Source organism: Candidatus Nealsonbacteria bacterium (genome assembly GCA_019923605.1).
Taxonomy (GTDB): domain Bacteria; phylum Patescibacteriota; class Minisyncoccia; order Minisyncoccales; family CSSED10-335; genus JAHXGM01.
Map to the genome: position 1 here is coordinate 1 of JAHXGM010000003.1, position 26,877 is coordinate 26,877.

29 protein-coding genes are annotated in these 26,877 nt (G+C 34.0%); 6 read left to right on the forward strand and 23 right to left on the reverse strand.

The window, feature by feature from the left end; genetic code table 11:
* The first annotated feature begins 115 nt into the window (after window positions 1-115).
* Entirely contained in the window at window positions 116-268 is a 153-nt protein-coding gene (locus KY054_00755) for a hypothetical protein (GenBank protein MBZ1356288.1), read from the forward strand.
* Between the two features lie 378 nt (window positions 269-646).
* On the opposite strand, the gene KY054_00760 is transcribed toward KY054_00755, so the two are convergent.
* The 21 genes from KY054_00760 to lepB form a co-directional block, all read right to left on the reverse strand.
* Entirely contained in the window at window positions 647-1,804 is a 1,158-nt protein-coding gene (locus tag KY054_00760; GenBank protein ID MBZ1356289.1) for a trypsin-like peptidase domain-containing protein, read from the reverse strand.
* A gap of 53 nt (window positions 1,805-1,857) precedes the next feature.
* Window positions 1,858-2,226, reverse strand: coding sequence for a response regulator (locus KY054_00765; GenBank protein ID MBZ1356290.1), 369 nt, complete (start codon window positions 2,224-2,226; stop codon window positions 1,858-1,860).
* A 4-nt stretch (window positions 2,227-2,230) separates the two neighbouring features.
* The gene (locus KY054_00770; protein ID MBZ1356291.1) at window positions 2,231-3,718 is read right to left on the reverse strand and encodes a PAS domain S-box protein; all 1,488 of its coding nucleotides are present in this window, start codon (window positions 3,716-3,718) and stop codon (window positions 2,231-2,233) included.
* Window positions 3,719-3,760: 42 nt separating this feature from the next.
* Window positions 3,761-4,396: a hypothetical protein gene (locus KY054_00775; protein ID MBZ1356292.1), complete on the reverse strand. Its 636-nt coding sequence runs from the start codon at window positions 4,394-4,396 to the stop codon at window positions 3,761-3,763.
* The gene (locus KY054_00780) at window positions 4,396-4,755 is read right to left on the reverse strand and encodes a diacylglycerol kinase family protein (GenBank protein MBZ1356293.1); all 360 of its coding nucleotides are present in this window, start codon (window positions 4,753-4,755) and stop codon (window positions 4,396-4,398) included. The genes KY054_00775 and KY054_00780 overlap by 1 nt, the downstream gene beginning before the upstream one ends.
* Before the next feature lie 11 nt (window positions 4,756-4,766).
* The gene (locus tag KY054_00785) at window positions 4,767-6,323 is read right to left on the reverse strand and encodes a glycosyltransferase family 2 protein (protein ID MBZ1356294.1); all 1,557 of its coding nucleotides are present in this window, start codon (window positions 6,321-6,323) and stop codon (window positions 4,767-4,769) included.
* A gap of 120 nt (window positions 6,324-6,443) precedes the next feature.
* A complete protein-coding gene (locus tag KY054_00790; GenBank protein ID MBZ1356295.1) occupies window positions 6,444-7,604 on the reverse strand; it encodes a glycoside hydrolase family 1 protein in 1,161 nt (386 codons plus the stop codon).
* 42 nt (window positions 7,605-7,646) lie between these two features.
* Complete coding sequence (locus KY054_00795; protein ID MBZ1356296.1) at window positions 7,647-8,624, reverse strand: hypothetical protein; 978 nt, start codon at window positions 8,622-8,624, stop codon at window positions 7,647-7,649.
* Window positions 8,625-8,805: 181 nt separating this feature from the next.
* A complete protein-coding gene (locus KY054_00800) occupies window positions 8,806-8,949 on the reverse strand; it encodes a hypothetical protein (GenBank protein ID MBZ1356297.1) in 144 nt (47 codons plus the stop codon).
* Between the two features lie 2 nt (window positions 8,950-8,951).
* The gene (locus KY054_00805; protein ID MBZ1356298.1) at window positions 8,952-10,388 is read right to left on the reverse strand and encodes a ComEC family competence protein; all 1,437 of its coding nucleotides are present in this window, start codon (window positions 10,386-10,388) and stop codon (window positions 8,952-8,954) included.
* Between the two features lie 3 nt (window positions 10,389-10,391).
* Complete coding sequence (locus tag KY054_00810) at window positions 10,392-11,093, reverse strand: anaerobic ribonucleoside-triphosphate reductase activating protein (GenBank protein MBZ1356299.1); 702 nt, start codon at window positions 11,091-11,093, stop codon at window positions 10,392-10,394.
* 3 nt (window positions 11,094-11,096) lie between these two features.
* Window positions 11,097-11,357, reverse strand: a complete 261-nt coding sequence (locus tag KY054_00815) for an anaerobic ribonucleoside-triphosphate reductase (GenBank protein ID MBZ1356300.1) — start codon at window positions 11,355-11,357, stop codon at window positions 11,097-11,099.
* A 7-nt stretch (window positions 11,358-11,364) separates the two neighbouring features.
* Window positions 11,365-13,467: a ribonucleoside triphosphate reductase gene (locus KY054_00820; GenBank protein ID MBZ1356301.1), complete on the reverse strand. Its 2,103-nt coding sequence runs from the start codon at window positions 13,465-13,467 to the stop codon at window positions 11,365-11,367.
* 95 nt (window positions 13,468-13,562) lie between these two features.
* Window positions 13,563-14,498 (reverse strand): cell division protein FtsZ, encoded by a 936-nt coding sequence (gene ftsZ, locus KY054_00825; protein ID MBZ1356302.1) that lies wholly within the window; start codon window positions 14,496-14,498, stop codon window positions 13,563-13,565.
* Window positions 14,499-14,505: 7 nt separating this feature from the next.
* Window positions 14,506-15,717, reverse strand: a complete 1,212-nt coding sequence (gene ftsA / locus KY054_00830; protein MBZ1356303.1) for a cell division protein FtsA — start codon at window positions 15,715-15,717, stop codon at window positions 14,506-14,508.
* Window positions 15,718-15,772: 55 nt separating this feature from the next.
* Complete coding sequence (gene ybeY, locus KY054_00835; protein MBZ1356304.1) at window positions 15,773-16,201, reverse strand: rRNA maturation RNase YbeY; 429 nt, start codon at window positions 16,199-16,201, stop codon at window positions 15,773-15,775.
* A 41-nt stretch (window positions 16,202-16,242) separates the two neighbouring features.
* Entirely contained in the window at window positions 16,243-16,710 is a 468-nt protein-coding gene (locus KY054_00840) for a GatB/YqeY domain-containing protein (GenBank protein MBZ1356305.1), read from the reverse strand.
* Between the two features lie 3 nt (window positions 16,711-16,713).
* Entirely contained in the window at window positions 16,714-16,932 is a 219-nt protein-coding gene (gene rpsU / locus KY054_00845; GenBank protein ID MBZ1356306.1) for a 30S ribosomal protein S21, read from the reverse strand.
* Window positions 16,933-16,959: 27 nt separating this feature from the next.
* Window positions 16,960-17,316: a histidine triad nucleotide-binding protein gene (locus KY054_00850; GenBank protein MBZ1356307.1), complete on the reverse strand. Its 357-nt coding sequence runs from the start codon at window positions 17,314-17,316 to the stop codon at window positions 16,960-16,962.
* Between the two features lie 3 nt (window positions 17,317-17,319).
* Window positions 17,320-18,600: a histidine--tRNA ligase gene (gene hisS, locus KY054_00855; protein MBZ1356308.1), complete on the reverse strand. Its 1,281-nt coding sequence runs from the start codon at window positions 18,598-18,600 to the stop codon at window positions 17,320-17,322.
* Between the two features lie 7 nt (window positions 18,601-18,607).
* Window positions 18,608-19,153, reverse strand: a complete 546-nt coding sequence (gene lepB, locus KY054_00860; GenBank protein MBZ1356309.1) for a signal peptidase I — start codon at window positions 19,151-19,153, stop codon at window positions 18,608-18,610.
* Window positions 19,154-19,213: 60 nt separating this feature from the next.
* Here lepB and pth point away from each other — a divergent pair, with 60 nt between their 5' ends.
* Together pth and topA are read left to right on the forward strand one after the other, a co-directional pair.
* Entirely contained in the window at window positions 19,214-19,744 is a 531-nt protein-coding gene (pth, locus tag KY054_00865) for an aminoacyl-tRNA hydrolase (GenBank protein MBZ1356310.1), read from the forward strand.
* A gap of 87 nt (window positions 19,745-19,831) precedes the next feature.
* Window positions 19,832-21,970, forward strand: a complete 2,139-nt coding sequence (gene topA / locus KY054_00870; protein MBZ1356311.1) for a type I DNA topoisomerase — start codon at window positions 19,832-19,834, stop codon at window positions 21,968-21,970.
* On the opposite strand, the gene tgt is transcribed toward topA, so the two are convergent.
* The gene (gene tgt / locus KY054_00875) at window positions 21,967-23,148 is read right to left on the reverse strand and encodes a tRNA guanosine(34) transglycosylase Tgt (protein MBZ1356312.1); all 1,182 of its coding nucleotides are present in this window, start codon (window positions 23,146-23,148) and stop codon (window positions 21,967-21,969) included. The genes topA and tgt overlap by 4 nt on opposite strands.
* A 204-nt stretch (window positions 23,149-23,352) precedes the next feature.
* Window positions 23,353-23,712 carry a response regulator gene (locus KY054_00880; protein MBZ1356313.1) on the reverse strand — a complete coding sequence of 120 codons (360 nt, stop codon included), beginning with the start codon at window positions 23,710-23,712 and terminating at the stop codon, window positions 23,353-23,355.
* Between the two features lie 98 nt (window positions 23,713-23,810).
* On the opposite strand from KY054_00880, the gene KY054_00885 reads away from it, so the two are divergent.
* Genes KY054_00885 through KY054_00895 form a run of 3 tightly spaced genes read left to right on the forward strand, consistent with a single transcriptional unit; the run spans window position 23,811 to window position 26,876 of the window.
* Window positions 23,811-24,758, forward strand: a complete 948-nt coding sequence (locus KY054_00885) for a HAMP domain-containing histidine kinase (protein MBZ1356314.1) — start codon at window positions 23,811-23,813, stop codon at window positions 24,756-24,758.
* Between the two features lie 38 nt (window positions 24,759-24,796).
* Entirely contained in the window at window positions 24,797-25,174 is a 378-nt protein-coding gene (locus KY054_00890; GenBank protein ID MBZ1356315.1) for a response regulator, read from the forward strand.
* The gene (locus KY054_00895; protein MBZ1356316.1) at window positions 25,164-26,876 is read left to right on the forward strand and encodes a GspE/PulE family protein; all 1,713 of its coding nucleotides are present in this window, start codon (window positions 25,164-25,166) and stop codon (window positions 26,874-26,876) included. The genes KY054_00890 and KY054_00895 overlap by 11 nt, the downstream gene beginning before the upstream one ends.
* Window position 26,877: the final 1 nt, after the last annotated feature.

Genomic DNA, 26,877 nt, shown 5'->3' on the forward strand with positions numbered 1-26,877 from the left:
TCAAGGAGTCTATCTGGCGATTCAAACGATAATTTATTATTGGTAATATCCATACACATATGGCGGTTTTTACTTCAAACCATTAAGGTAGAGGTAGGGGTATATGTGTATAAATATGCCAAAAACAATTAAAAAAGAAAGATTAAGATGGGTTATATTATCTATCTTCAATAGAGAGGTCAAATTAAAAGATATAATCAAGGCATGCCCTAATGGGAAGAGAACGTTAGAAAGATGGATTTCTAATTATAGGAAGTATGTGAGATAGGAGTTGAACCAAAATCAACTAGACCTAAGACCAATCCAAGTGAAACACCCATCCGAATAAAAGAAAGAATTATTGAATTAAGTGAAACTAATCTTTGTGCTAAAAAATTGTTTTGGAAGCTAGAAAAAAAGAATATAGTGGTTAATAAAAATACAATTCAAAAAATCATTAAAAAAGAGGGGTTAGTTAGAAAATATCGTATTAGAAAATTGAAGCATAAATATATTAAGATTCCACTGAAACAAGGAGAATTACAGAGATAGATGTAAAATATGTCCCAGATTTAATTAAAAATATTTGCTTTAATGCGAAACCCACGAATATACTTGTTGGTATTCATTTACGATTCCCTCCTTTCAATATTTAATTTGAAAAGAACTAAAACCGCCTCTCGCCCAAAACCGCATTTAAAGTCAATTTATTGCCATTCCTTAAAACTGTAAGGACAATTTCATCTCCCGGATAGTACTTCATTATTATTTTAGCTAAAGAATTAAATTTATCAATCCTTTGTGAATTAAATTCTAGTATAATATCGCCTTCTTGGAGGCCGGCATCTTCAGCCGCTGAATTTAATTCAACACCTCTCTCTCCCTGATTTCCTCTTTTAACCCAAGCTCCGTAATTAACAGACAGATTATTTTCTTGCTGAATTGATTCATTTAAAATAATATATCTAACGCCTAAAAAAGGATAAACTATTTCCCCGTAAGTCTCAATACTTTTCATCATTCTTTTGGCCTTATTTATCGGAATACTAAAACCTATATTCTGAGCATCTAATGCCATTGCTGTGTTTATCCCAATAACCTCTCCCCTTAAATTAAGAAGGGGCCCTCCGGAATTACCTCGATTAATAGCCGCATCAGTTTGGATAACATCTTCTAATACCTGAACCGTACGGCCGTCAGTTGCTGATATTGATCTTCCAAGACCAGAAACAACTCCAACTGAAACCGTATTTCTAAATTCCCCCAAAGAATTACCAATGGCAACAACGGATTGCCCAATTCTTATCTTATCTGAATCTCCTAATTTTACTGTAGCAAATGGCTTATCGCTTTCAATTTTGATTATCGCAAGATCATTAATTGGATCCCGAGCTAATACCTTTGCTTCAAATTTGCTACCGTCATTTGTAAATACTAAGTATTTCGCATTTTCATTTTCTACAACGTGCCGATTCGTAAGAATAGTTCCATCATCAGAGATGATAAATCCGGTTCCTCCACTAATTTCTTGTCTTTGTCGCGGCGATCTCAAACCAAAAAATCTATCAAATTCTGACAAGTTACTAGCTATATCTGTTTTTACCACAATGCTAACTACAGCAGGGGAAACGTTTTCAACTACACTTATTACTGTTTCTTCATGAGATAGGAAAGGTTGGTATTTTTCATCATTATCCTCTATGAGCAATAATTCAGCCTCTGTATCAAATATTTTTTTAACATTATCACTTAAAAGAACCCCTAAAGTAAGGGATAATAAGAAAATAGATAATAATATAAAAAAAGATGTTATTCTTTTATTCATAATCTAAGGGAAAATCCTAAAAAGAGGAATTAATTATTTCAAAAATAAAATTATTAAATATTGAGCCTGCCTTTTACTCTTTCCACTAATTCTTCCATTTTCCACTCAGCTTTTACTAAGTAGTCATAGACTCCATATTCCATAACCTCTGCAATCTTTTCTGAATCACCAAGATTAGTAAGAAGAATTACCGGTACATCTTTTCCCCAATCATACTCTCGAAGTCTCTTTAGCATCGTTATGCCATCCATCCTTGGCATAATAATATCTAAAAGAATAAGATCGGGTCTTTTGGCTAGGGCTGACTCTAGACCCTCTATGCCATCTTTTGCTTGTATTACTTCAAACCCCTCACCACTAAACTTAAGGTTCAGTGCTTCAAGCAATGATTTTTCGTCTTCGACTATAAGAATTTTTTTCATATTTTTATATTAACTCCTTACTTCCTTCTCTTCTTTTCATTCCACTTGTCGGAATTAAGACATAAAAGGTAGTTCCCTTGCCCTCTTCTGAATCAAACCATATTTTGCCTTGAAAACTATCTACAATTGATTTTACAATATAGAGTCCAAGGCCAGTACCTTCAGTATCTCTTTCCTTTACATTATCAGCTCTAAATAATTTAGTAAATATTTTTTCTTTTTGATGTTCTGGAATTCCGTATCCATCGTCAGATACTTTAATCAATATATGGTCTGAAAATTTTTCTTCAAGACCTAATCTTAACGACACCTTTCCATTCTCTGGGGTATATTTTATGGAATTTGATAAAAGATTTTGAAATATTATTCTAACTAACTTAGGGTCAGCATTAACTAATGGCAAATTTTTATCATATTCAGTCTCAATTTTTATCTTTCTTTCTTTAGACTGAACTTTTAATTCTTTAATTACGCTTTTAGCAATTTCTTTGAAATCAACCTCCTTTGGCTCAACAGCTAAAATTCCCATTTCAATACGAGAAACGTTAAGCAGAGCATTGACCAATTCTATCATTCTTTTATTAGCATCGCAAATTTCTTGTATAAATTTTTTCTGGTTATCATTAAGATTTTCAGATTTATCCGTTTGAAGAATTTCAGTATACCAATTTATGCTTGAAAGAGGTGTTCTTAGTTGATGAGAGGCTAAAGACACAAACTCAGTTTTAGCTCTATCAATTTCTTTTATAGTAGTAATATCTCTTTCTATCCCCACAAAAAACAATATTTCACCCGAATCATCTAGAACCGGGGAAATAGTCACTAAAGCATCGTAAACTTCACCATTCTTTCTCCTATTTTTTAATTCTCCGTGAAAAACATTCTTTTTGACCTTAATGGTTTCCCATAATTCTTGATAAAATTCTTTATCCATCGGATATTGCCAAAGATGACCAGCTTTTGTGCCCATTACTTCTTCGGGAGAATATCCGGTAATTCTTTCTGCCCCCCTATTGGCATATATAATAATCCCCCCTGGATTAGTTATAACAATATGATCTGATGCTCCATCTACTGCTAATTTGAATTTTTGAAGATCTTTAGTGATTCTATCTGTTCTTTTCTTCTCTTCTTTAAGTTCTTGTAAAATGACATTTTTTTGATAAATTAAATTCTTAGTTTGCTCCTCTACTTTTGATTCTGCTTCCTTATTAGAATAAACAACACCATCAATTATCCTATTCAAAGCTTTTGGGACTTCTTCTCTTTCCTTCTTTGTTATAACTTTAAATATTAGAAAATAAAAAAAGGGGGTGGTTATAATAATTAAAAGGGCGCCATTAATCAATGCATGCTCAATGGGCCCAAGAAAAGGATATAGTTTCAAGACAAACATCATAATCAAGAATTCAGTTAAAAATATAAAGAACAAAACTATTATCAATAACGATGAGGCGGATATTTTTTTGTTATTAATCTTTAGTTTTTCCATTGGACTTATTCTATCTTAATTTTACAAAAAGACCAATAATTATTATGAACCCTTTGAAAGAGTGTATCCATAGATCCTTTTAACACCCATTTTCTTTAAAGATGGAGCACAATTAATTATTTCAGACTCACTAAACCAACAATCATCCACTAACACTATCTTGGAAAAGGGAGAATTATTATAGATAAAATGTTCTCCATTTCTTGATATCAAGGGAATAACATTAATATTTGATATCCTTCCGACTTCCCTGGCAATTACCTCATTTGTATCAAATCCCTTCTTTCTTCTCTCCCTTTTACTCGCTGGAATGTAAGTAATTAAATCACTGGAAATTAGAAATTCAAGAAAAGGATAATATCTCTTGTCATTGGTCATTATCTGAAACGATTCTTGGACAAGTTTTTTTAAAATATCAAAGCACCCGTCATCTTTGGCTTTAGATATTAATGATTTTATTAAAAATTCATGGTCCCAAAAAGAAACTAATCCATCTAAAGATGAATCTTTTCGGCACTTATTATGAGTCTTGCCATTATAATTAAACTTATGACATTCAGGACAAGATAACCTGGCCTCAGACAAAAAGAGACTACATCTATCACAAACATACTTTCCCTCTTTCCTGCATCCAATGCAAAAAGATGGAAAAAAGATATCTATTATTTTATTAAACATTAAAAGCCCAATAATGGAATAACGTAAGGAAGAAATATTAATAATCCTATTAGCAAAGCTCCCAGACTGGCCAATAAAACTGCTCCGGCTGAAACATCTTTTATGGCTCGGACTTTTTGACTAAGAGTTGGCTGAAGAATATCCAAAACATCTTCAATTTGAGAATTAATCATTTCAAGACTTAGAACTACTGTTATAGTCAAAAGAAGAACCGTTTTTTCAATAGAAGAAACTCCTAGATAAATCATTGAAATAATCACTAGTGAAGCAATGACTAAAAGTATTTTAATGGTTTGTTCTCTAAGAACATATTTCATTCCTCGGAAAGCATATTTGAAACTTTCTAAAAGTCTTAACATATAGTTAAAAATTATTTTCTAAATTTTGGCGTTGGCCAAAAACCCATATATTTACCAAGCATTAACCTGGTTTGAGCTTCAAGAGCAGGTAACGCACTAAAGAATATCATTGTAAATGGAATTACAAACCACTGAAGAAAAAATATCACCGCCTTATGCTTACCATAACTGGGTGGCCTTGGAGGCAGAAGAGTCATACTTAAATATGCCGATCCAATTAAACCAAACATAGCCAAAGTCAAAACACGATTCAACATTATAGGCAGGTTATAAGAAATTACCATTTGAGTAAATTCTCCTCTACCGAATATTATCGGCAGCCAACCGAGGACATATATAAGAATTGGTGCTGTAGCCCATATTAATTGACCTTCAATTACCTCAAAGCCAAATATAAATTTTTTAGAAAAAGGTATTTCTTTATTCTTCCAAAATCCAAAAAGAAAATATGGTATATTTTCTGCTCCATAGGCCCAGCGTCTTTTTTGCTTATAAATATTTATCATGGTCTTGATAAATGTTGGCGCAGTATTGGCATCCATTGAAACCGGATAATAAATCGGATCTACTTTGTAGTCGCCGTTGAACTTGAGAAGGCATTGCCAAAAAACACGCGAATCTTCAGAAACAACATTAGTCTGCTTAAAACCAATATCTACTAATGCCTGAAAGCTCATAGAATGAGAAGAGAAAGTAATTAATTTTTCTGGACGCTCTTGATTTGAGGTGTGCCAAAAAGTAGACGAGAAAGCAAAGATACGAGATATAGCTGAGGCTTCCCAAATATTATTAATATACAATGGTATTGGCTGAAAACTAGTCCTAATTGGATTATCTGATTTAAGATAGTAATAAGCTAAACAACTAAAATATTTTGGATAAACAAAAGTGTCTGAATCAAGAGATGTTAAGATAATATTTTTATAAGGAATCTTTAATGGGTCAATGATTTCATCTTTGGCTACTTTTGTGCCCCAAGCTTCATTAGAGCTTTTGCCGGCAATTTCACCAGGAATATCTTTAGGATGAACCGTTATTAAAAATTTAAATAATTTGCTGCTGAATTCCTCCTTAACAAGGTTAGCCATATCACGAGCATCCTTACCCGCTCGCTCTTCAATGGCTAAAATTATAATCATTCGGTCTAAAGGATAATCATTTTCTATAATTGATGAGACAGTATTTCTTATAATATCTATTGACTCTTCATAAGTTGGTATAATTATCAATTGATAAATATCTCTCCAATCAGAAACTGGTAATGAATACTCTTCTTTGGGTAATAAGTTTAATTTATTTACCCAGTCCTCTTTTTCATTTTTTCTCATCATTTTATACCCACTCCTTAAGTGAAATGAGAAATATATGGATCTTAAAAACCAAAATATGGCAAAAACAATAATAAAAAGCGCCGCCCACAAGGGCACCATATAAGAAAAAAACGCCGCTGATATTAATACTGTCCAAGATAATAACCCAGGGAGCATTTCAAAGAATCTATAAATTATTCTTTCTTTTGGATCCTCTAGGTCCGTATATCTTGACACTTTAAGATAATAATTTTCCATTCTTTTTCAATAATTTTTAGTGAATCCCATATCTCTGGTTAATTTCGTACGGTCAATAAATACTTATCAGCCAATGAGACCCCCGTAAAAATCAAATATTACAATAGCTAACCAAGACATTTATTTCAGTATTTTATTCGTTTTACAAATCTCAGAATAATAGTCAGCGCTTGGACGTATTTTTCGCTCAAGAGTTTTATAATCAATTTCAACTAGCCCGAAACGTGGTTCAATTCCTTTGTCCCATTCAAAATTATCCATTAAAGACCAATGAAAATAACCTCTGACATCCACCCCCTCTTCAATTGCTTGATGTGTCCAGACAAGATGGTCTTTAATAAAATCTTTTCTTAATTCATCACTCTTATCGGCTAATCCATTTTCAGTAATATAAATCGGGAGACCGTATTCTCCTAGCTCTAGTAAAACATCATATATCCCTTTTGGATAAATCTTCCATCCTAAATCAGAAACAGGGCCCTCTTCAGAAATATCCCTAAAGGGAAACTTTATTTTGCGATGGAAATAATAATTTAATCCTATAAAGTCCAAGTGCTTATCTATTTTATTTAAAAAATACTCATTATTAATTGATTCGGCTAAAAAGACTGAGAATCTATCCAAAAATGATTTCTTGTTATTGGGCTCAAAAGAACAATTATTATTTGCAATTCCAACTTTAACATTAGGATCAGTTTTATGAAAAAGACTAAAGATTTTTTTATGAGCCCTTATTTGATTTTGTGTAACTCTTCTAAAAGTAAAGATATTTTTCTTCTTCGGCGGCCAATTGCCGCTAAGAAATCCTTTTGATGAATATATCATCGGTTCATTAATGGTTATCCAGAAATCAATCAATTCTCTATACTCCTTTATCATGGCTTGAGCAAAACGAACGAAATAAACAACATTTTTTGACTCAGACCAGCCACCCTTTTTAGAAAACCATAAAGGAACAGTGAAGTGGTGAAGCGTAACCATAGCCTTAATGTTTTTGCTTTTCAATAATTGTAAAATATCACGGTAATAAGCTATTTCTTTTAAATCAAATTCACCTTCTCTTGGCTCTATCCTGGACCATTCCAATGAAAAACGATAGGCATTCTGGCCTATCTTTTCCATTAGTTCAATATCTTCCCGATATTTATTATAGTGATCAGATGCTTTTCCTGCAGGAAAATCAACCGACCAATCGGAATTATCAATACCTCCTTCTATCTGATAAGAGGAAGTGGCTGTCCCCCACAAAAATTCTTTAGGAAAAGTAATCTTCTCTTGCATAATGAGGTTATTTTAGCCTAAATCTATCTTTTTTTCCAGTCTTTATGATTTCTTTTCTTTTTCTAATTCCTCTATCTTTTTCTTAAGATCTACCATCTTCATTTCTCTTCCCACGATTAACTTATTAAATTTCTCAAATTCCTCTACCTTTTTATTGAGCTCACTTGTCCTCTCTTCAATACTCTTTTCTAATCCATCCCTCAATTCTTCTAGCTCTCTAGTTCTTGCGCGAACCTGAATCTCTAGGCTCATTCTTGATGTTTCAAGCTCATCTTGAACGTCAGTAAGACCTAGAAAATATTCCTGAATGCTACTAGTTACAAATATAACAATAACTATTATTACTGCTAAAAATACCATATCCGGCATTGGATGCAGGCGGACTATATGAGGGTAATAAAAATAAAATAATATTAGATAACTTATCAAACTCGATATTCCTGCTATAAGGACTGTGGCTATATTTCTAAATATCCCCAGAAAAGCAATTATTGTTACATACCCAACCATATGTGCACCGCGTACGTCTTGAGGAGCAATAACTAAAATAATGTGCCATAAGGCAATAAGAACGAAAGCTGCTAAAAACTTACCCAGAAAAGGTTTTTTCTTCCTTTCAATTGCCCCTGCCATAAAAAAAGAAACCAATGATAGAATCAAAAATATAATCCCAAAATGGTCCCATCTCAACCTCTCTTCACCAAAAACGGGAAGTATGGCTTGGATAAAGATAAAAATAAAAGCAAGTGTTGAGAAGAAAACTGTCAAGAAACGAACATCATCAATCTCTCTCCTTAAGAGGACACTATCTTTAAAACGTTCATCTTGTGAAACTATTTTTTTGCAAAACTTGGCTATCACTTCTTTCCCCCATTTAGAGTCAACGTTATACTTTTTTATAACACCCGAGAGAAGGATTGAGTCAATCACTCGCCCTCCTTTATCCCAAACAGCTTTAGAAAAAGTAGAAAAAAGAGAATGTGCAGAAAGAAGATACCACTCAAAGCTAGGATATAGCACAGTTGTGGAAAAGACCAACACGCTTACCTTTTAATCTTTCTAATTCTCTAATATATCTTCCCATCGAAAGAGAAACTCTTGTCCATTTCGGACTTCCAAGAACAACAACATTATATTTTGAAACATCTTTTATTTTCGGCTCCTGAATCTCAACATCAGATTGAATAATACTAAGATAATACTAAGATAAAAAGCTGTGATTTTTTATAGGTTTTATCTCTTCAATATCTACATGATGACGATCTTCTTCTAGAGTTCTTTTAATTTCTTCAGCGACTCTTTTGGTTGCCCCTCCTCTTGAATGAAATGCTACTAATATTTTCATGGTTATATTTTAGTAAATTTACTAAACATAAATGTTTCCCTTATTTTATCAAAATTACGTATTAAAAGAAAGATGAAAATAAAAATAAATAATGAACTGAAAAAATTAACCCCAATTGATGCTCCGGGAAAATTTGATAAGAAATAAACGACATTAACTAAATAAATAAGCGGAATCCAAATTAACGGCACGAAAATAAGGCCTAGTGACCCAAGGGATATTAATCCTATTCCAAATATCATTATCCAATAAACAAAAGGTAGTATTAATAAATTAGTTAATGGAAAAATTAGAGACACTTCGCCAAAATAATAACTGATTAACGGAAAAGTAAAAAGATAGGCCGAAAAAGATGTTGCTAACGTTTCCTTCATCAATCCAGGCAAAGGTTTTAGTAATGATTTAAAGAAGTCTGAATAATTAATTATTCCAATTACTGCCATAAAAGAAAGTTGAAAACCAATATCATGTTTTAGGAGAAATGGGTTCATCAAGAGCATTATTGAAGCAACAAAAACAACAATTCTGTTACTATCACTCATTCTCCCCAAAAGTTGAGCAATAACTAAAGCTATTCCCATAATGCCGGCCCTCATCGCCGCAGGTTGACCACCAATCATTGCAATAAAAAGAAATATTATAAATATTGATGCTACCGATGACCATTTTCGATTAACACCAACGCCTACTCCTAGACTTACTATCACCATTAGCAAAACTGTTATATGAAGACCAGATACAGATGTAATGTGTTGAACACCAGAAACACTTAACCTATTTTGCCATGAGTCGGGAATTGAATTATTGTCCCCCAAAATCAGTGCAGATAATATTGAAGCATGGGGTTCTGTAAAGTATCTATAAATTTTTTTTCGTGATTCTTCTTTAAAGCTTAATATTTTATCGAATAAAAAAGCATTTTCTTTACCTACAACTTCTATTTCTGGATAAAAAGAAAGAAGATATATTCCATCCTTAGCTAAATATCCGGGATAATCAAACCCTTCAAATGGTTCAGGCTTATGGAAGTCCCCCTTTATTGAGATTAAATCATAATAGCCTCCATCAAAATACTTATCAGTTATCAAAAGGAACTTCTCGCCATCCGATGATCTTACTTTTAAATGAGCAGTATTTGTTTTAACTTCTGGCTCTTCAATAATTAACGCATCTAATTCATTATACCCAACAGCAAGAGTAGAAACATCTCGTAAATTAAAATAAGAATGCCAAAAAATGCCAAAAAATAATGATATTAAAATTAGCCCATAAACTAAGGCTCTTCTAGGTTTAGTACTGCTTCCAAAAACAACCAATAATCCGGCTCCAAAAATAAAAAGAGCCGGCATAATGATCCAGCCCAGAGGGAAATATGAATTTATAAAAATGCCTGCTATAAATGATATTAAGCAAAGATATATTGCGCGTGAATTGGTCATTTATTATCTAATCTTACAATCATCAAAAAGATGAGTAACTTTGTCAGCCATTTCTTTCAAAATAGCTTCTGGGTAAGGCTTTGTTTTAATCATTGAGGGATCCATATTCTTCTCGGCACGAAATCCTTGAAGATAATATTTTTTTGCTGGACCAATGCTCTTTGCAATACTTATAATATCTTCTTCTGTATGAAAGCCAGGAACAACAGTTGTTCTAAATTCATGGTCTATATCTGAACTTTTTAATAAATCAATACTTTCTTTTATTCTATCAATATCAACAAGAGTTCCGGTTGACTCATTATAGCGACTCCTTTCAAGAGGTGCTTTAATGTCCATTGCAACATAATCAATTAAAGAATCTTTAATTAAAAAGCTTAACATATCAGGATTAGATCCGTTAGTATCAAGTTTTACCAACAGCCCCGTTTCCTTGATCTTGGCAATAAATTCAGAAAGCTCTGGATAAAGCGTAGGCTCTCCTCCGCAAATAACGACTCCATCCAAAAGATGCTTTCTTTTATTAATAAATTCAAAAAACAATGACTCTTCAAGAAATGACTGACGAGTTATTTTATCGGGAAGAACTAGTTCGGGTGAATAACACCATGGGCAACGAAAATTACAGCCAACCAAAAAAACCGTGCAAGCAACCTTACCCGGATAATCAATCAAGGTTGATTTTTGTAATCCTCCAATGTCCATCTATTAATCTTTCAAGCGATACTCTGTTTTATCTTTGTATTCTTGTTGCTTCCCAACATTGAACTGATTCACAGGCCTATGATACCCAACAATTCTGGTATAAACCTCACATTTTTGGAAATTAGTTAGGGCCGGGCTTTTTTCGTAGCAAGATTCACATTTGAATACTTTTATTCCTCCGTCGTATTCTAATAAGAATCCGCCTTTTATTTCGTCCCCCTCAACTAATATTTCTTTTTGACAATCATGGCATTTGTTTTCCATAAATTTTTTATTTTATTTTATATTCCTTCCTCTCTTTGTATTCTTGTTGTTTCCCAATATTGAACTGATTCACAGGCCTATGATACCCAACAATTCTGGTATAAACCTCACAGGGCTGTTGAATGGCACATTGTGGACAGGTAAAGTGTTCTCCTGAAATATAACCATGGGAAGGGCAGATTGAAAAAGTAGGGGTAAGGGTTACATAGGGCAAATGATAATTTTCAAATATCTTTTTAATTAAACCCTTAACTGCCTTCACATCGGAAAGTCTTTCTCCAAGGAAAAGATGAACAATGGTTCCTCCGGTATACGCACATTGTAATTCATCTTGATGATCAAGCGCCTCAAATAAATCGGTAGTATAATCAACTGGAAGATGGGTTGAATTTGTATAATAAGGCACCTCTTTAGTTCCAGCTGTAATAATATCAGGGTATTTTTCACGATCAGCCTTAGCTTGACGAAAAGATGTCCCTTCTGCTGGAGTCGCCTCTAGGTTATAAAGATTTCCTGTTATTTTTTGATAATCAACTAATTTTTCTCTCATAAATTCTAGAACTTCCATTGCAAACTTTTTACCCTTCTTGGTTCCAATACCTTCCCCCATAAAATTAAGAATTGATTCGTTCATTCCAATTATACCAATAGTTGAAAAATGATTGCCAAAATAACTTCCCCTAATGGTTTTAACTAAAGAAAGGTAGTGACGTGAATAAGGATAAAGACCTTTTTCAATGAAATCATCTAAGGTCTTTCTCTTTATCTCAAGACTTTCTTTGGCAAGATCCATAAGCTCACTCAATCGGTTAAAATATTCGCTCTTGGTCTTAGATAAGTATCCGATTCTTGGAAGGTTAATTGTAACAACTCCGATTGATCCAGTAAGCGGTTGAGATCCGAAAAGACCTCCTCCTCTCTTAATTAATTCGGTATTATCCAGTCTTAAGCGACAGCACATAGAACGGAAATCTTCCGGATTCATATCAGATAGAATGAAGTTGGAAAATTGATTTATTCCATATTTAGCAGTAGCCTCCCACATTGTATCAAGAGCTGGATTATCCCAATCAAAGTCCTTACCGATTGATATTGTAGGAATAGGGAAAGTAAAAGGTCTTCCCTTTGAGTCACCTTCCATAATGACCTCATAGAAGGCCTTATTTAGTATATCCATTTCTGGTTGAAAATCAGCGTAAGTTTCATCTTGGGACTTTCCTCCTATAACAACTGCTTGTTCTTTTAGAAATCCGGGAACCTTAATATCTAGTGAAACATTTATAAATGGTGTTTGAAAACCAACCCTAGTTGGAACCATGCAGTTAAAAAGAAACTCTTGCATTGACTGCTTAACTTGCTTGTAGCTTAAGTTATCGTATCTAATAAACGGAGCGAGAAGAGTGTCAAAGTTACTCATTGCCTGAGCTCCAGCTGATTCTCCCTGAAGAGTAAAAAAGAAATTTACTATCTGACCAAGAGCAGTTCTTAAGTGTTTTGGGGGAGTAGATTCTATTTTAGAAGGCACTCCGCCAAACCCCTTCAAGAGGAGATCATAAAGATCCCAACCACAACAATAGGAGGCCAAAGTATCAAGATCATGAATATGGAAATCTTGATCCCAAGCTGCTTTTCTTATAGCTTCAGGGTAAATTTTATTTAACCAATATTTTTTAGCAATTCTTGATATTGTGTATTGATTTAATCCTTGAAGAGAATAAGTCATATTAGCATTCTCATTGACCTGCCAATCAAGTTCCTGGATATATTTATCAATCATCTCAAGAGATTCATCAAAATTAATGACTGTTTCTCTAACTTCTCTTCTTTTCTCTCTATAAAGAATGAACGACTTGGCAGTTTCTACCAGACCTTCAAGTATAAAAATTTCTTCAATAATGTCTTGAATTTGTTCAACGCTTGGCACTTCTTTTTCCTTGAATCTTCGAGACATAGTCTCAACTACTTTGTCAGTAATTTTTTGAGCTAAATCCTCTCCGCCCTGCTTTGTTGCTGTAAGAGCTTTAAAGATCGCCGAAAAGATTTTATCTTTATTAAAATCAACTATCTCTCTGTTTCTTTTTTGGACTTTGATAATCTCTGTTTTTTTCATTTTTAGTTTAGTGTAAGTACACATCATTATTTTAATAAAGATATTTTGAACAAAAAACAAGGCGAAAAACTATTACCTTGTTATGACTATGTTTTTTAAGTCTGAAACCCTGTCGCTACAATAGTAACCTTTATTTCACCATTTTTCAACTTCTCATCTTGGACTGCTCCAAATATTATTTTAGCATCTGATGATACACGATCTTTGATAACTTTAGCTATTTCATCTATCTCAGCCAAGCTTATATCTTCACCTCCACTAACACTAAAAAGAACTCCTTTTGCCTTATTTGAAGAGACATCAATCAATGGAGAGTTAAGCGCGGCTAAAGCTGCTTCTTTTGCCCTGTTATCACCTTGAGCTCTTCCAATTCCAAATAATGCCGATCCAGAATTCTTTAAAATTGCCTTAACGTCAGCGAAGTCTATGTTCACAATTCCTGGAAGAACAATAAGGTCTGAAATTCCTTGAACTGCCTGTCTTAAAACCTCATCACACATCCAGAAAGCGGAATCAACTGATGTCTTAGAGTCAATGAGCTTAAAAATTTTATCATTTGATACTGTTATTAAAGTATCAACTCTATCTCTTAATTTATCTACTCCCTTGCTAGCAATTAAAGACCTTTCCCTTCCTTCAAAAGAAAATGGAGTCGTTACCACTGCTACAGTTAATATTCCTAATTCTTTTAATATTTCAGCAATAACTGGCGCAGCCCCAGTTCCAGTTCCTCCTCCCATTCCGCAAGTGATAAACGCCAAGTCTGCACCCTTTAAGATATTTTTCAGATTCTCCCTATCTTCTTCTGCGGCGCTCTCGGCTCTTGCTGGATTCATACCAGTACCTAATCCATTTGTAATAGCTTTACCAATACTTATTTTTTGATCTGCCTTGGCGGTTTTAAGATCCTGAACGTCAGTATTTACCGCAATCAATTCAACTCCTTCAATTGAGCATTTAGCCATTCTCGAAACAGCGTTTGATCCTGATCCACCGACTCCTATTACTTTAATTCTTATGGTTTTTTCCATGGATAATTTAAGGTATCAATATTTTAATAATCTTTTTAATCTTTTTCATTAATTCCTTTCCAAAAACCGAGCTTCCTTGATCTTCTTCAATTTCACTTCCATAGAAAGCCAATCCAGCCGCTACTGCGAATTTTGGATCCTCAATTATTGGATCCATATCGTTAGGAACACCAATACGGCAAGGTAGTTTTAAGTTTTTCTTAGCCAAGTCAGATATTTGAGGTAACATTGATCCTCCTCCCGTCAACACTACTCCGGCTGGCAATAGTCCGTTTTTAGAAACTTTCTTTAATTCTTCTTTTACTAAATCAAAGATTTCAGATACGCGAGGCTCAATTATTTTTCTCAAAAAAACACGCGAAAAGATTACTGTTCTTCCGGACTCAATGGATTCTATTTTTTCTTTTTTAGTATCTCCTTTTCCGGGAAGACATGACCCAAATTCAAGCTTTACCTTTTCAGCGGTATCAATATCGGTCCTTAATCCAATGGCGATATCATTAGTAATATCATCTGATCCAATTGGAAAAACTGCGATATGTATTAGGCTACCTTCCTCAAAGACAGCTAGCGAACTAGTACTGGCTCCAATATCTAAAATTACAGACCCTCTCTCTCTTTCTCTCCCAGTTAATACTGATCTTGCAGCTGCTAAGGGCCCAACAATAACATCGTTGACTTGCAGTCCTGCATCAAGCACAGCTTGTGTGACCCCCTTAAGGTAAGGAGAGAAACCCTCTACTATCAATACTTCGGCTTCAAATCTTATCCCATGCATATCAATCGGATCTTTGACTCCCTTGCTCCCATCAATGATGTATTCTTTGGGAAAGACTTCGAGTATTTCATAATTTTTAGAAAGCGAGAAGGTCTTCGCTGCCTGAATCACGCGATCAACATCTTCTGTTGATATTTTCTGATCTGCCCGTGACACAGACACCAGTCCCCTTGAAGTAGTTGAAAAAATATGACTGCCATTAATGTTAACATAGGCTCCTTCAACTTTATTATTTACTTGAAGCTCAATGTCTTTTACACATTCTGCTATGGTTTGAGAAACTTTTTCAACACTATCTATTACTCCCTTTCTAACCCCTGCTACTGATCGTTGAGAACGAGCCAAAATTTCAAAACCCTCATCATTAAACTTTTTTCTTATAGAAAGCATCTTTATTGAACTTGTCCCAATATCAATACCAGTTATGATATTTTTTGCCATATGGAAAATAATTATTTAACCCATTATACTACCACCGAGATAAAATTGCAAAATTCTAATTTCTAAGGACTAATGAAAGAAAATATTCTTCTCTTTCCTTCATTTTTATTTCTTCTTTTTTAGAAATTTCGTGATCATAACCTAGAAGATGTAATAATCCATGAATTAAAATCCGTGCCAATTCTTCTTTGAAAGAAACCCCCTGCTCTTTGGCCTGTTGTTTTAATTGTAATGGACAAATAATAATTTCACCAAGCGAAGATGATACTCCTTTAAACCCTTTAACACTTTCTGGAAAAGAGAGAACATCAGTTACCTTATCCTTATTCCTATATTTTTTATTAATCTCTTTTATAAATTCCGAGTCAGAAAAAACAATAGAAACATCGTCTTTATCTATCCCATCCAAAACCAAAAAAGAAACTTCTTTTACAAAATCCCTGTTAATATGAATACCACTTAAATTAGTTATTGATATTTCCATAAAAAAAACACCTAAAAAGGTACATAGTAACAAAGATAAGATTAAGAAAGAAGTCCTTTGGCAATTCTTATAACATCTCCTCCGTCAGCCCGGCCTTTGACCTTTGACATAACTGCAGACATCACCTTTCCTAATTCTTTTTGATCTTTTACGCCCATCTCCTTTATGACCTCTTTTATAATATCTATGAGATCATCCTCACTTACTGGCTCTGGAAGATAATCAGCCAATATCTTTAATTCTGCTTCTTCTTTCACAACTAAGTCTTCTCTTTGTCCTGCACGAAATTCTTTGATTGACTCTCTTCTTTTTTTTGCCTCAGAAGTTATTATATCAATTACTTCTTCTTCAGATAAAAAAACCTCTTCGTTGTTTAAAGAGAGCTCATATTTCTTCTTCTTTTCCTTGTCTTGAAGAGACGCCCAAAGCATTCTTAAAACCGAGACCTTTTCTTTGTCTCCTGATTTTAAAGCACCATCTAGGTCTTTTTTTATTTTTTCCTGAAGCATTATCTATTTATTAAGGCCGAGTTTTTCTTTCTTCTTGAACTCCTCTCTTAACCTCTCTTTCCTTAAGGCGGCATCTTTTTTAGATCTCTGACTTAAAGGTCTTTGAAAAAACCTTCTTCTTCGAGCTTCCTTCAAAATACCACTCTTTTTGATTGCTTTTGAAAATCGGCGAATCAATCCTTGAGTGCTTTCTCTTTCTTGTTTTAGAATTTCTAAAGGCATATTTGATAATTATTTATTTATATATTCCTAAGGCATGTTTGGAATATCTCTATCTCTAGCATTTTTCCAGCCTCCTAGCAAGTGTATATGAAGATGAAAGACTTCCTGGCCTCCTGCTCGACCAACATTAACCGCAAGCTTATACCCCGAATCTATTCCTTGTTCAGCAGCTACTTTTTGAGCCACTAAAAAAAGATGTCCAATTAACTTCTTATCATTTTCAACAATATGATCAACAGATATGATATGTTTCTTGGGAACTACTAAAAGATGAACCGGTGCCACCGGATTAATACTTTTAAACACTACTGAATACTCATCTTCATAAAGAATGTCAGCCAGAGCTTCATTTCGGACTATTTTACAAAATATACAATCTGACATATCTTATTGATCTTTTAATCTTTTTTTAACCTCAGCGGTTGCATCAACAATCTTAACTGTATCTTGTTTGCCAGTATCCATATCTCTTATGATAACTGATTCATCTAATGCTTCTTTTTGGCCGACTATTAGGGTGTATTTAGCTCCGACTTTTGCAGCTCGTGCCATTTGTATTTTTAACGAATCCTTTCCAAATGACTCACTTACTGATATTTTTGCTTTTCTAAACTCTTCAACCATTCCTAGAGTCTTTTTTCTTCCCATATCTCCTAATTGAGCTAAAAATATTCGTTCTTTTGGCTTTTTTTGTTCTTTAAAATTTCCCCCTTTAATTATTTGAATGATCCTCTCTACGCCAAATGCTCCGCCGATTGCAGGAACATCTTTACCGCCGATAAGTTTGACTAATCCGTCATATCTTCCACCACCACCAAGCGCTAGACTCTTTCCCTCAGGGCCAGTGGTAAAAAATTCAAAAACCGTTCTGTTATAATAATCAAGTCCTCGAACTAAATGCGGACTGAGGTGATAGGGAAGTTCTATTTCGTCCAAATACTCTAAAACTTTCTTAAAATGCTGATGACATTGAAGACAGAGATGATCTATCATCTGAGGAGCCTCTTCTTTAATTTTTTGACATTTCTCTTGTTTGCAATCAAGAACTCTTAGCGGATTTTCTTTCACTCTCTTCTTGCAATCGACACAAAGAGAAGAAGCTTTAGACTTCAAGTATTTAACTAATACTTTCCTATAGGCTGGCCTGCATTCCTTATCTCCAATACTGTTTATTTCAATAGAAACATTTTCAATTTTTAAATCTGCTAAAATTCCATAAAATATTTGTATTAACTGAGCATCAGCAATGGGATTGTCTTCTCCAAAGACTTCTAGTCCATATTGCCAAAACTGTCGATATCGTCCGGCCTGTGGGCGTTCATAGCGAAAGAATGGGCCAAAATAATATAACCGTATTGGTTGAGGTCGATTCATCATGCCATGCTCAATATATGCCCTGACAATAGGCGCAGTGCCCTCAGGTCTTAATACCAAATGATCTCCACCCTTAGTTTTTAGGGCATACATTTCTTTTTGAGCAATATCAGTATCTGCTCCCACACCTTTTACAAAAAGCTCAGCCTCTTCTATGATAGGCGTGTCTAATTTACCAAACCCATAGAACTCGGCCACATCATCTAATATATCACTTACCTTTTTAAAGTATTTTTGATCAAAAGGGAGTATGTCATGTGTACCAGTTGCTCTTTGAAATTTTATTTTTTTCATATTTTTATCAATAGTTTGGGATCTCGGCTTTTTGAAACCTATTTATTGGCAAAAGCCTTATAGCAAACCTGCCTATTATGTTTTCTCGAGACAATGGACCCCATTTCCTAGAGTCAAAAGAAACGGGCCGATTATCTCCCATAACAAAATATTCATCTTCTGCTAACAATATTTCAACGTCTCCATATACCCTATCTAAATTCAAGTAAGATGATTCATTTAGTGATATTAATTCTCCTTTGTAGTCTTTAATGGCTATCCCTTCTCCTCTTGTTATTATAGTCTCGCCAGGAAGACCAATAATCCTCTTGATGTGACGAAAACTAGGATTTTCTGGATATCTAAAAACAACTATTTCTCCTCGTTCTGGCTCCCTAAAACGAAATGATATTTGATCAACTATTAGATAGTCACCGTGCGCAAGATTAGGCTCCATTGATTGACCACTAACAATAAATGGCTGAAACAGAAAAAAGCGGATAGGAATAACTATCAATAGAGCAATAACAACTACTTTCGCAGTTTCTATAATAAAGTTGAGAATATCTTTCATATTGAGTATATTTTAACAGAATTTTGTTTTTTTACAATAGAACGCTATAATAGAGGAAATATGATAATTATAGGCCTTGGCAATCCAGGTCCAAAATATAAAAATACCCGCCACAACATAGGATTTGAGGCACTGGAAAGAATAAGGAAACACTATGAGCTCCCCCCTTTTTCTTTTTTTAAAAAACTTGATGCTGAAATATCAAAAGGAAAGATAATACTAGCCAAGCCATTAACTTTTATGAACCTCTCGGGTCAAGCTGTTAGGAAAATACTTAAAAAATATTACCTATCTCCTTTGGACCTCATAGTAATACAAGACGATATTGATATTAATCTCGGAGAAGTTAAAGTATCTAAGAATAGAGGATCTGCGGGACATAAGGGAATTAATTCAATTATAAGCGAAATTGGAACCAAGGACTTTACCCGAATAAGAATTGGCATACTTTCTGATGATAAAAAAACAATCGCCGTAGAAAGATTTGTAATCCAGAAATTTTCAGAAGAAGAAAAGCTAATAGTAGAAGAAGTGCTTAAGAAAACAATTGAAATAGTTGATGAGATTATAAAAAAAGAAGCTGAGAATTAAATCTCGGCTTTATGGTTTTTATAAACAGCTACATTATCAATCTCTTGCTGTTGCTTTTTTTCTTAGTATGCTGTAATCCTATACCTTATGAAATTAATTATCGTTGAAAGTCCAACAAAATCAAAAACTATCCAAAAATTCTTAAAGAGCGGATACAAAATCGTATCTTCATATGGTCATGTCCGAGATTTACCAAAATCTAAATTAGGAATAGATCCGGAAAAAGATTTTGAAATGAAATATGTTGTACCGACTAAAGCTAAGAAAGTTGTTAAAGAATTAAAAGAACTATCAAAGAAAGCTGACCTCATACTTCTAGCAACCGATCCGGATCGTGAAGGAGAGGCAATATCTTGGCATATCGCCCAAGCATTAGACTTATCAGAAGATAAGTTTAAAAGAATTGTTTTTCACGAAATAACTGAAAGTGCAATTAAAGAATCTTTAAACCACCCAAGAGAAATAGATATTGACTTGGTAAATGCTCAACAAGCAAGAAGAGCTCTAGATCGTATTGTAGGATACAAGCTATCCCCTTTCCTTTGGAAGAAAGTTGTTCGCGGACTTTCAGCTGGAAGAGTTCAGTCTGTAGCGCTAAGATTTGTTGTTGAACGCGAAAGAGAAATTGAGAAATTTAAAGAAGATGAATTTTGGACAATTGATGCAAATTTTAAAGCTCAAGAAAAAGAGATTACTGCAAAATTAGTTGAGATAAGGGGCGAAAAGCTAAAAAAACTAGACATTAAAAACAAAGAAGAAGCTAATCAAATTTCTGAAGAAATGAAGAAGGAGTCTTATAGCATCGCTGATATCAAAAAAAAGGAAACCAAGAAAAATCCGCTTCCCCCATTTACAACAAGCACTCTTCAACAAGAAGCATACAAAAAATTGGGGTTTTCTTCTAAGATGACTATGAGAACTGCTCAACAACTTTATGAAAAAGGATATAGCACCTACCATAGAACTGATTCCCTTAATATTTCCGCTCAAGCAATTTCCGAAGCCAAGGCTTTTATTATTGAAAAATATGGCGAACAGTACTGGGAATCAAGAAGGTATAAAACTAAGTCAAAGGGAGCACAAGAAGCTCATGAAGCAATTCGGCCCTCCTATCCAAGCAGGTCCCCGGAAAACTCAAAAGATCTAGATAAACGCCAACTAGCTCTCTACTCTTTAATTTGGAAAAGGTTTATGGCTTCCCAAATGGCCTCAACTATTCTTGACCAAACAAGTATTGATATAAAATCAGAAAGTTTCTCTCTAAGAGCGTCGGGACAAATCATTAAATTTGATGGATTCCTAAAAGTATATGGAGGAAAGCTTGAGGAAAAAGAATTGCCTAGTCTATCAATTGATGAAATTTTAGAATTAATTGAAGTTATTCCTTCTCAACATTTCACTCAACCACCAGCTAGATATACAGAAGCTTCTCTAATTAAAATACTGGAGGAAAAAGGAATCGGAAGGCCATCTACATATGCCCCAACCCTTTCAGTTATTCAAGAAAGAAATTATGTCCAAAAAGATGATAATAAGCGATTCTATCCGACACAAATTGGAACTCTTGTAAATGATTTATTAGTAAAGCATTTCTCTAAAATCGTTGATCCTGAATTTACGGCCGGGATGGAAACAGATTTAGATAAAATATCTGAGGGAAAAATTAGCTGGACATCATTAATAGCTGAATTCTATGAACCTCTTGAAAAATTGATAAAAGAAAAAGAGTTAGAGATAAATAAAAAAGATATTACTGAACGAAAAAGTGATGAAATTTGTGAAAAGTGTGGATCGGAGATGATAATAAAGTTGGGACGCTTCGGAGAATTCTTTGCCTGCAATAATTATCCGGATTGTAAAACTACAAAGCCCATAGAAGAAACTCCCGAAGAAAAAGAAAAGACCGAACCTTGTGAAAAGTGCGGATCGGAGATGAAATTAAAAAGAAGTCGGTTTGGTGTTTTTTGGGGATGCTCCAATTATCCAGAATGTAAAAATATTAGGAAAATAGAAATATCTACTGGAGTTAATTGTCCAAAATGCAAAAAAGGCGAGATTGTTCAAAAAAAATCAAAAAGAGGACGCCATTTCTACGGATGTTCAAGTTATCCCGACTGTGACTTCATATTAAATCAAAAACCCACTGGGGAAATCTGCTCTAAATGTAGTTCACTCTTAGTATTAGATAAAAAAGAAACAAAGTGCTCAAACAAAGAATGCTCTTAAGATGAATACTTCTTAAGGATTTTCTTTTTAAATTCTTGGAAGCTACCTTCTTTTATTGAGATTCTAATTTCTTTCATTAGATTCTGAATCCAAAATAAATTATGTTCAGCCAAAAGAATCATTCCATATATCTCCTTCTCTCTTAGAAGATGATGGATATAGCTCAAGGAATAACTCTGACATACAGGACAGCCACAGTCCTTATCAATAGGGCTTTTTTTCTTTAAAAATTTTGCAGCTCTTAAATTAACTCTCCCTTTTGAAGTAATCGCTGCTCCATGACGAGCCCAACGAGTAGGTATAACACAATCAAAAAGATCAATTCCTCTTTCTACTGATTCTAGGATATCATCAGGCTCCCCAATGCCAAGCAGGTGGCGTGGTTTTGATTCGGGCAATAAAGGAATGACTTCATCTAAGACCGAATGCATACTCGGCTTACTATCACCAAATGAGCCGCCAAATGAGCCGCCAATTCCAAATCCAAAAAAAGGAAGACTACCAATAAATTTAGCCGATTCTTTTCTCAAATCTTTATAAGGCCCACCCTGAATAATACCGAGCATAGCTTGATTCTTTCCCTTAAAAGAATTTATGCATCTTATGGCCCACTTATTAGTTCGATATAAAGACTCTTTAGTATATTCATAAGAATCTAAAGGAGAAGTACACTCATCGAAAGCAAAAATGATATCAGCACCCAGTTTTTCTTGAACTTTAATAGATATTTCAGGATTCATTCTTAAAAGGTTACCGTTGTATGGAGAAAAAAAAGAAACTCCGTCATCATCAATTGAAACCATATTATTCTTTTTCTTCTTCCCCGTATTACCGCCTGATGCTAATTTCCCCACTCCATATTCCCATCCTGATCCAAGACTAAAAACCTGAAACCCTCCACTGTCAGTCATTAAAGGATAACCTTCAGACATAAAACTATGAAGGCCACCAGCCCGAGATACTTCCTTGTATCGATCATTGCAAAAAAAATGGAAAGTATTGACCATAAATATCTGCGCGCCAAAAGAAGCCACCTTCTTAAAAGCAGGGCCTTTTAGGGCCCCTTTGGTAGCTACCGGAACAAAGCAGGGTGTATCTATCTTTCCGCTCGGAGTCTTTAAAGTTCCACGCCTAGCTCGACTCTTATTATCTTTTGAAGAAATCTTGAATTCAAACATTTAAACTAATGTGATTAGAAAAATAACCCCAGTACTACCAGTGGCAAGTGTAATGGCAACATCAATAAGATTAACTCTTGTCCTTAATGCTATTTCCGGTAAATTTGGTAAAAACTTAAATTATTTTAAGATCCATAAAGTCATTATATCTTTTTTTTATAAAAACAAAAAACTACAACCAGCTAGTCGCAACTCCTTAATAATTTATAATAATTCCTCTACTTCCTTCACTGTCTCTTCTGGAGTATAATGGGCTTTAATTAAATGCTTCTCAACCCGTAGTTGTTGCTGAATTCTTTTGCTATCGTCTTCTGAATTTGAAAGAACTACAACCCTTGCATCTTTTCTTTCTTTGCTATTTCTTATTTCCCTTAATACATCCCATCCATCCATTTTAGGCAAAATAATATCAAGCATTATAATATCAAAAGGTTCTCTTAGAGCACACTCAAGAGCTTCTTCTCCATCTTTTGCTGAAGTTACATTGTAACCACGTTTCTCAAACTTTGTGACATATATATCTATTAGAAAAGGATCATCTTCTACAATAAGTATTTTTTTCATAAGAATATTATTATTTCTTGATAAAATAATAACATTTTATTTGTTAAAAAACAAACGTAATCTTGATAAAGATTGTTTCTTATACTAAAATAATACTAATGGGAAAAGAACGAACGACATCTCAATTTAATGTAATACAAAATTGTCGTAACTATGACATCCCTTTATGGCAATGCCCTCAGTTCTTATTTATTATTATGGGCTTGGTTATGATAGGAGCCATCATGCTTAGTTCGTTTATAGGAACAAAATATCTTATGGGTCCTGAAATAATAGTGCTTGCCACAATTAGCATTACTATCTTCCTTTTTATCATCGCTTTTATCATAGTTCAAAGTTTTGAAAAAATGGCTGAGGCAAACAGAATGAAAACTGAATTTATTAATATTGCCTCACATCAACTGCGAACTCCGCTAACCAATATAAAGTGGGGGTCTGATGCAATAATTAACGAAAACCTTAATAAAGACCAAGCTGATAGCTTGAAAATAATTCAAATAAATATAGAGCGAATGGCAAAGCTGATATCAGGCCTGTTAATGGTTTCACGAATCGAACAAAAAAGACTAACTCGAAATGATGAACTCTTTTCTTTAGAAGAGATGGCACGTCAAATAATTGCAGAAAGTAAGTTCCACTCTGACGGTCGCAAAATTAATGTTAACTTTGTCGCTAATGATAATTTGCCTAAAATCATGGGCGACCCATTTCAAATAAAAACGGTTTTTGAAAACCTTCTAAACAACGCTTTGAAACATAGTCCTGAAAATACAACAATAAATGTTTCTTTGGCACGAAAAGGAAAATCAGCTTTGCTTGAAATATCAGATAATGGCATTGGTATACCAGAAGAAGATCATAAATATATTTTTCAGAAATTCTTTAAAGCAAAAAATGTAATGAAAACAAATACGGAAGGAACGGGACTAGGACTTTTCATTTGTAAGTCAATAATAAAAAGTATGGGCGGAGATATAAATTTCAAGAGTGCTGTTGGTAAGGGAACAACTTTTTGGTTTACCCTACCCTTAATAAATAAAAAATAATAACTGACCTTGATATAAAATCAATGTCAGATAAAAAAATGCAAAAGATACTATTCATTGAAGATGAATCAGCGCTTCAAAGGACTCTAGGTAAAAAATTAGAATTGGCTGGCTATACAATAATAGAAGCTATGGACGGAGAAAAAGGAATTGAATTAGCAAAGTCCGAAAAGCCAGACCTTATCTTGCTTGACCTTATTCTGCCTAAAAAAAATGGTTTTGATGTACTAAAAGAAATAAGATCTTTTGAGAAAACTAAAAACATTCCCGTAATTATCTTAACCAATCTAGATGGAACTAAAGAGGTTGAAAAAGCACTTGAATTTGGCGCAACCACTTATTTGGTAAAAATTAATTATAGTCTTGAAGACGTAATAGAAAAGATCGGAAAAATACTTAGCAAGAATGAAAATTGAGAATCAACAATTAAGATCTTTCCTAATTGGTGCTGATATAATAACTGAAGAACAGTTTAATCAAATTAGTCAAAGGGCTGTAAAGGAGAATAAAAAAATATCAGATATTCTTGTAGCTGAAAAGTTTATCTCTGAAGAGAATCTAATAAAAATGAAGGCCTATATCTTGGGCATTCCTTTTATTAATTTAGAAGAAAAGAAAATTGATGCAAACATATTAAAAATCATACCCGAACCAATAGCACGCTCACATAATATTATTGCCTTTAAACAAGAAAACAAAAAACTAGAGGTAGCCATGACTGACCCTGAAGATTTAGGAACGATTGATTTCATTAGAAAGAAATCTGGTCTAACAATTCTCCCCCGACTAACCACCATGGAGAGTATTAAAAAATCTCTCAGGCAATATCATCAATCACTTGAAACTGAATTCGGAGATATAATTAAAAAAGAAGAGAAAGAAGCTGAAGTGCTTGAAAAAGTAGCCGAAGAAGTATCGGTTGTAAGAATAGTTGACACCTTAATAAAGCACGCTACCCTTCAAGGGGCTTCAGATATCCATATTGAGCCACAAGAAAAAGAATTAATTGTGCGATACAGAATAGACGGAATATTAAGAGATGCGATGGTATTGCCTATAAACATTGCTCTTGGCGTTGTAGCTAGAATAAAGGTTCTCTCTAATTTAAAACTTGATGAGCATAGACTTCCCCAAGATGGAAGATTTAAAGTTAATTATGAAGATTCCCATTATTCATTAAGAGTATCTATCCTGCCTGTCTCTTATGGAGAAAAGGTTGTTATGCGTCTCCTTCCAGAAACTACAGAAATACTAACACTCGAAGAAATTGGACTGAAAGGAGATTCATTAGAAAATGTAAAAGAAGCACTTAAAAAAACAACTGGAATGATTCTTGTTACCGGTCCAACCGGATCAGGCAAAACTAGTACCCTCTATACAGTAATAGATATGCTTAACACTCCTCGAGTTAACATTTCTACCGTAGAAGACCCGATTGAGTATCAAATAAAAAGAGTGGCCCAAACCCAAGTTAATCCGAAAATTGGACTGACCTTTGCTACCGGATTAAGATCATTAGTCAGACAAGATCCTGATATTATCATGGTTGGAGAGATAAGAGATGAGGAAACAGCTAGCCTAGCAGTTAATGCTGCACTAACTGGTCACTTGGTGCTATCAACTCTCCATACTACAAGCGCTGCCGGAGCTGTATCTAGATTAATGGATATGGAAATTGAATCATTCTTAATATCCTCCACATTAAACATAATTATCGCTCAAAGACTTGTAAGACGTCTGCATAAAAGTAAAAAAGAATATCGATTAGAAAAAAGCGACATAGAAAGTTTGAAAAAATATTTTGATATAAACAGACTGACTGATCTGTTAATAAAAGAAGGGATTATTAGTAAGGGGCAAAGCATTCAAGATGTGCCATTTTTTAAGCCCGGAAAGACAAAGGATTGTCCTGATGGATATCAGGGAAGAGTCGGTATCTTTGAAGTACTAAAAGTTAGTGATAATATTAGGAAAATTATTACAAAAAAACCTGACTCAATGGAGATTCATAAGGCTGCCCAAGAAGAAGGAATGGTATCATTGATGGAATCGGGATTTATAAAAGCTGCTCAGGGAATTACTTCAATCGAAGAAGTACTAAGGGTAATAATCGAATAAA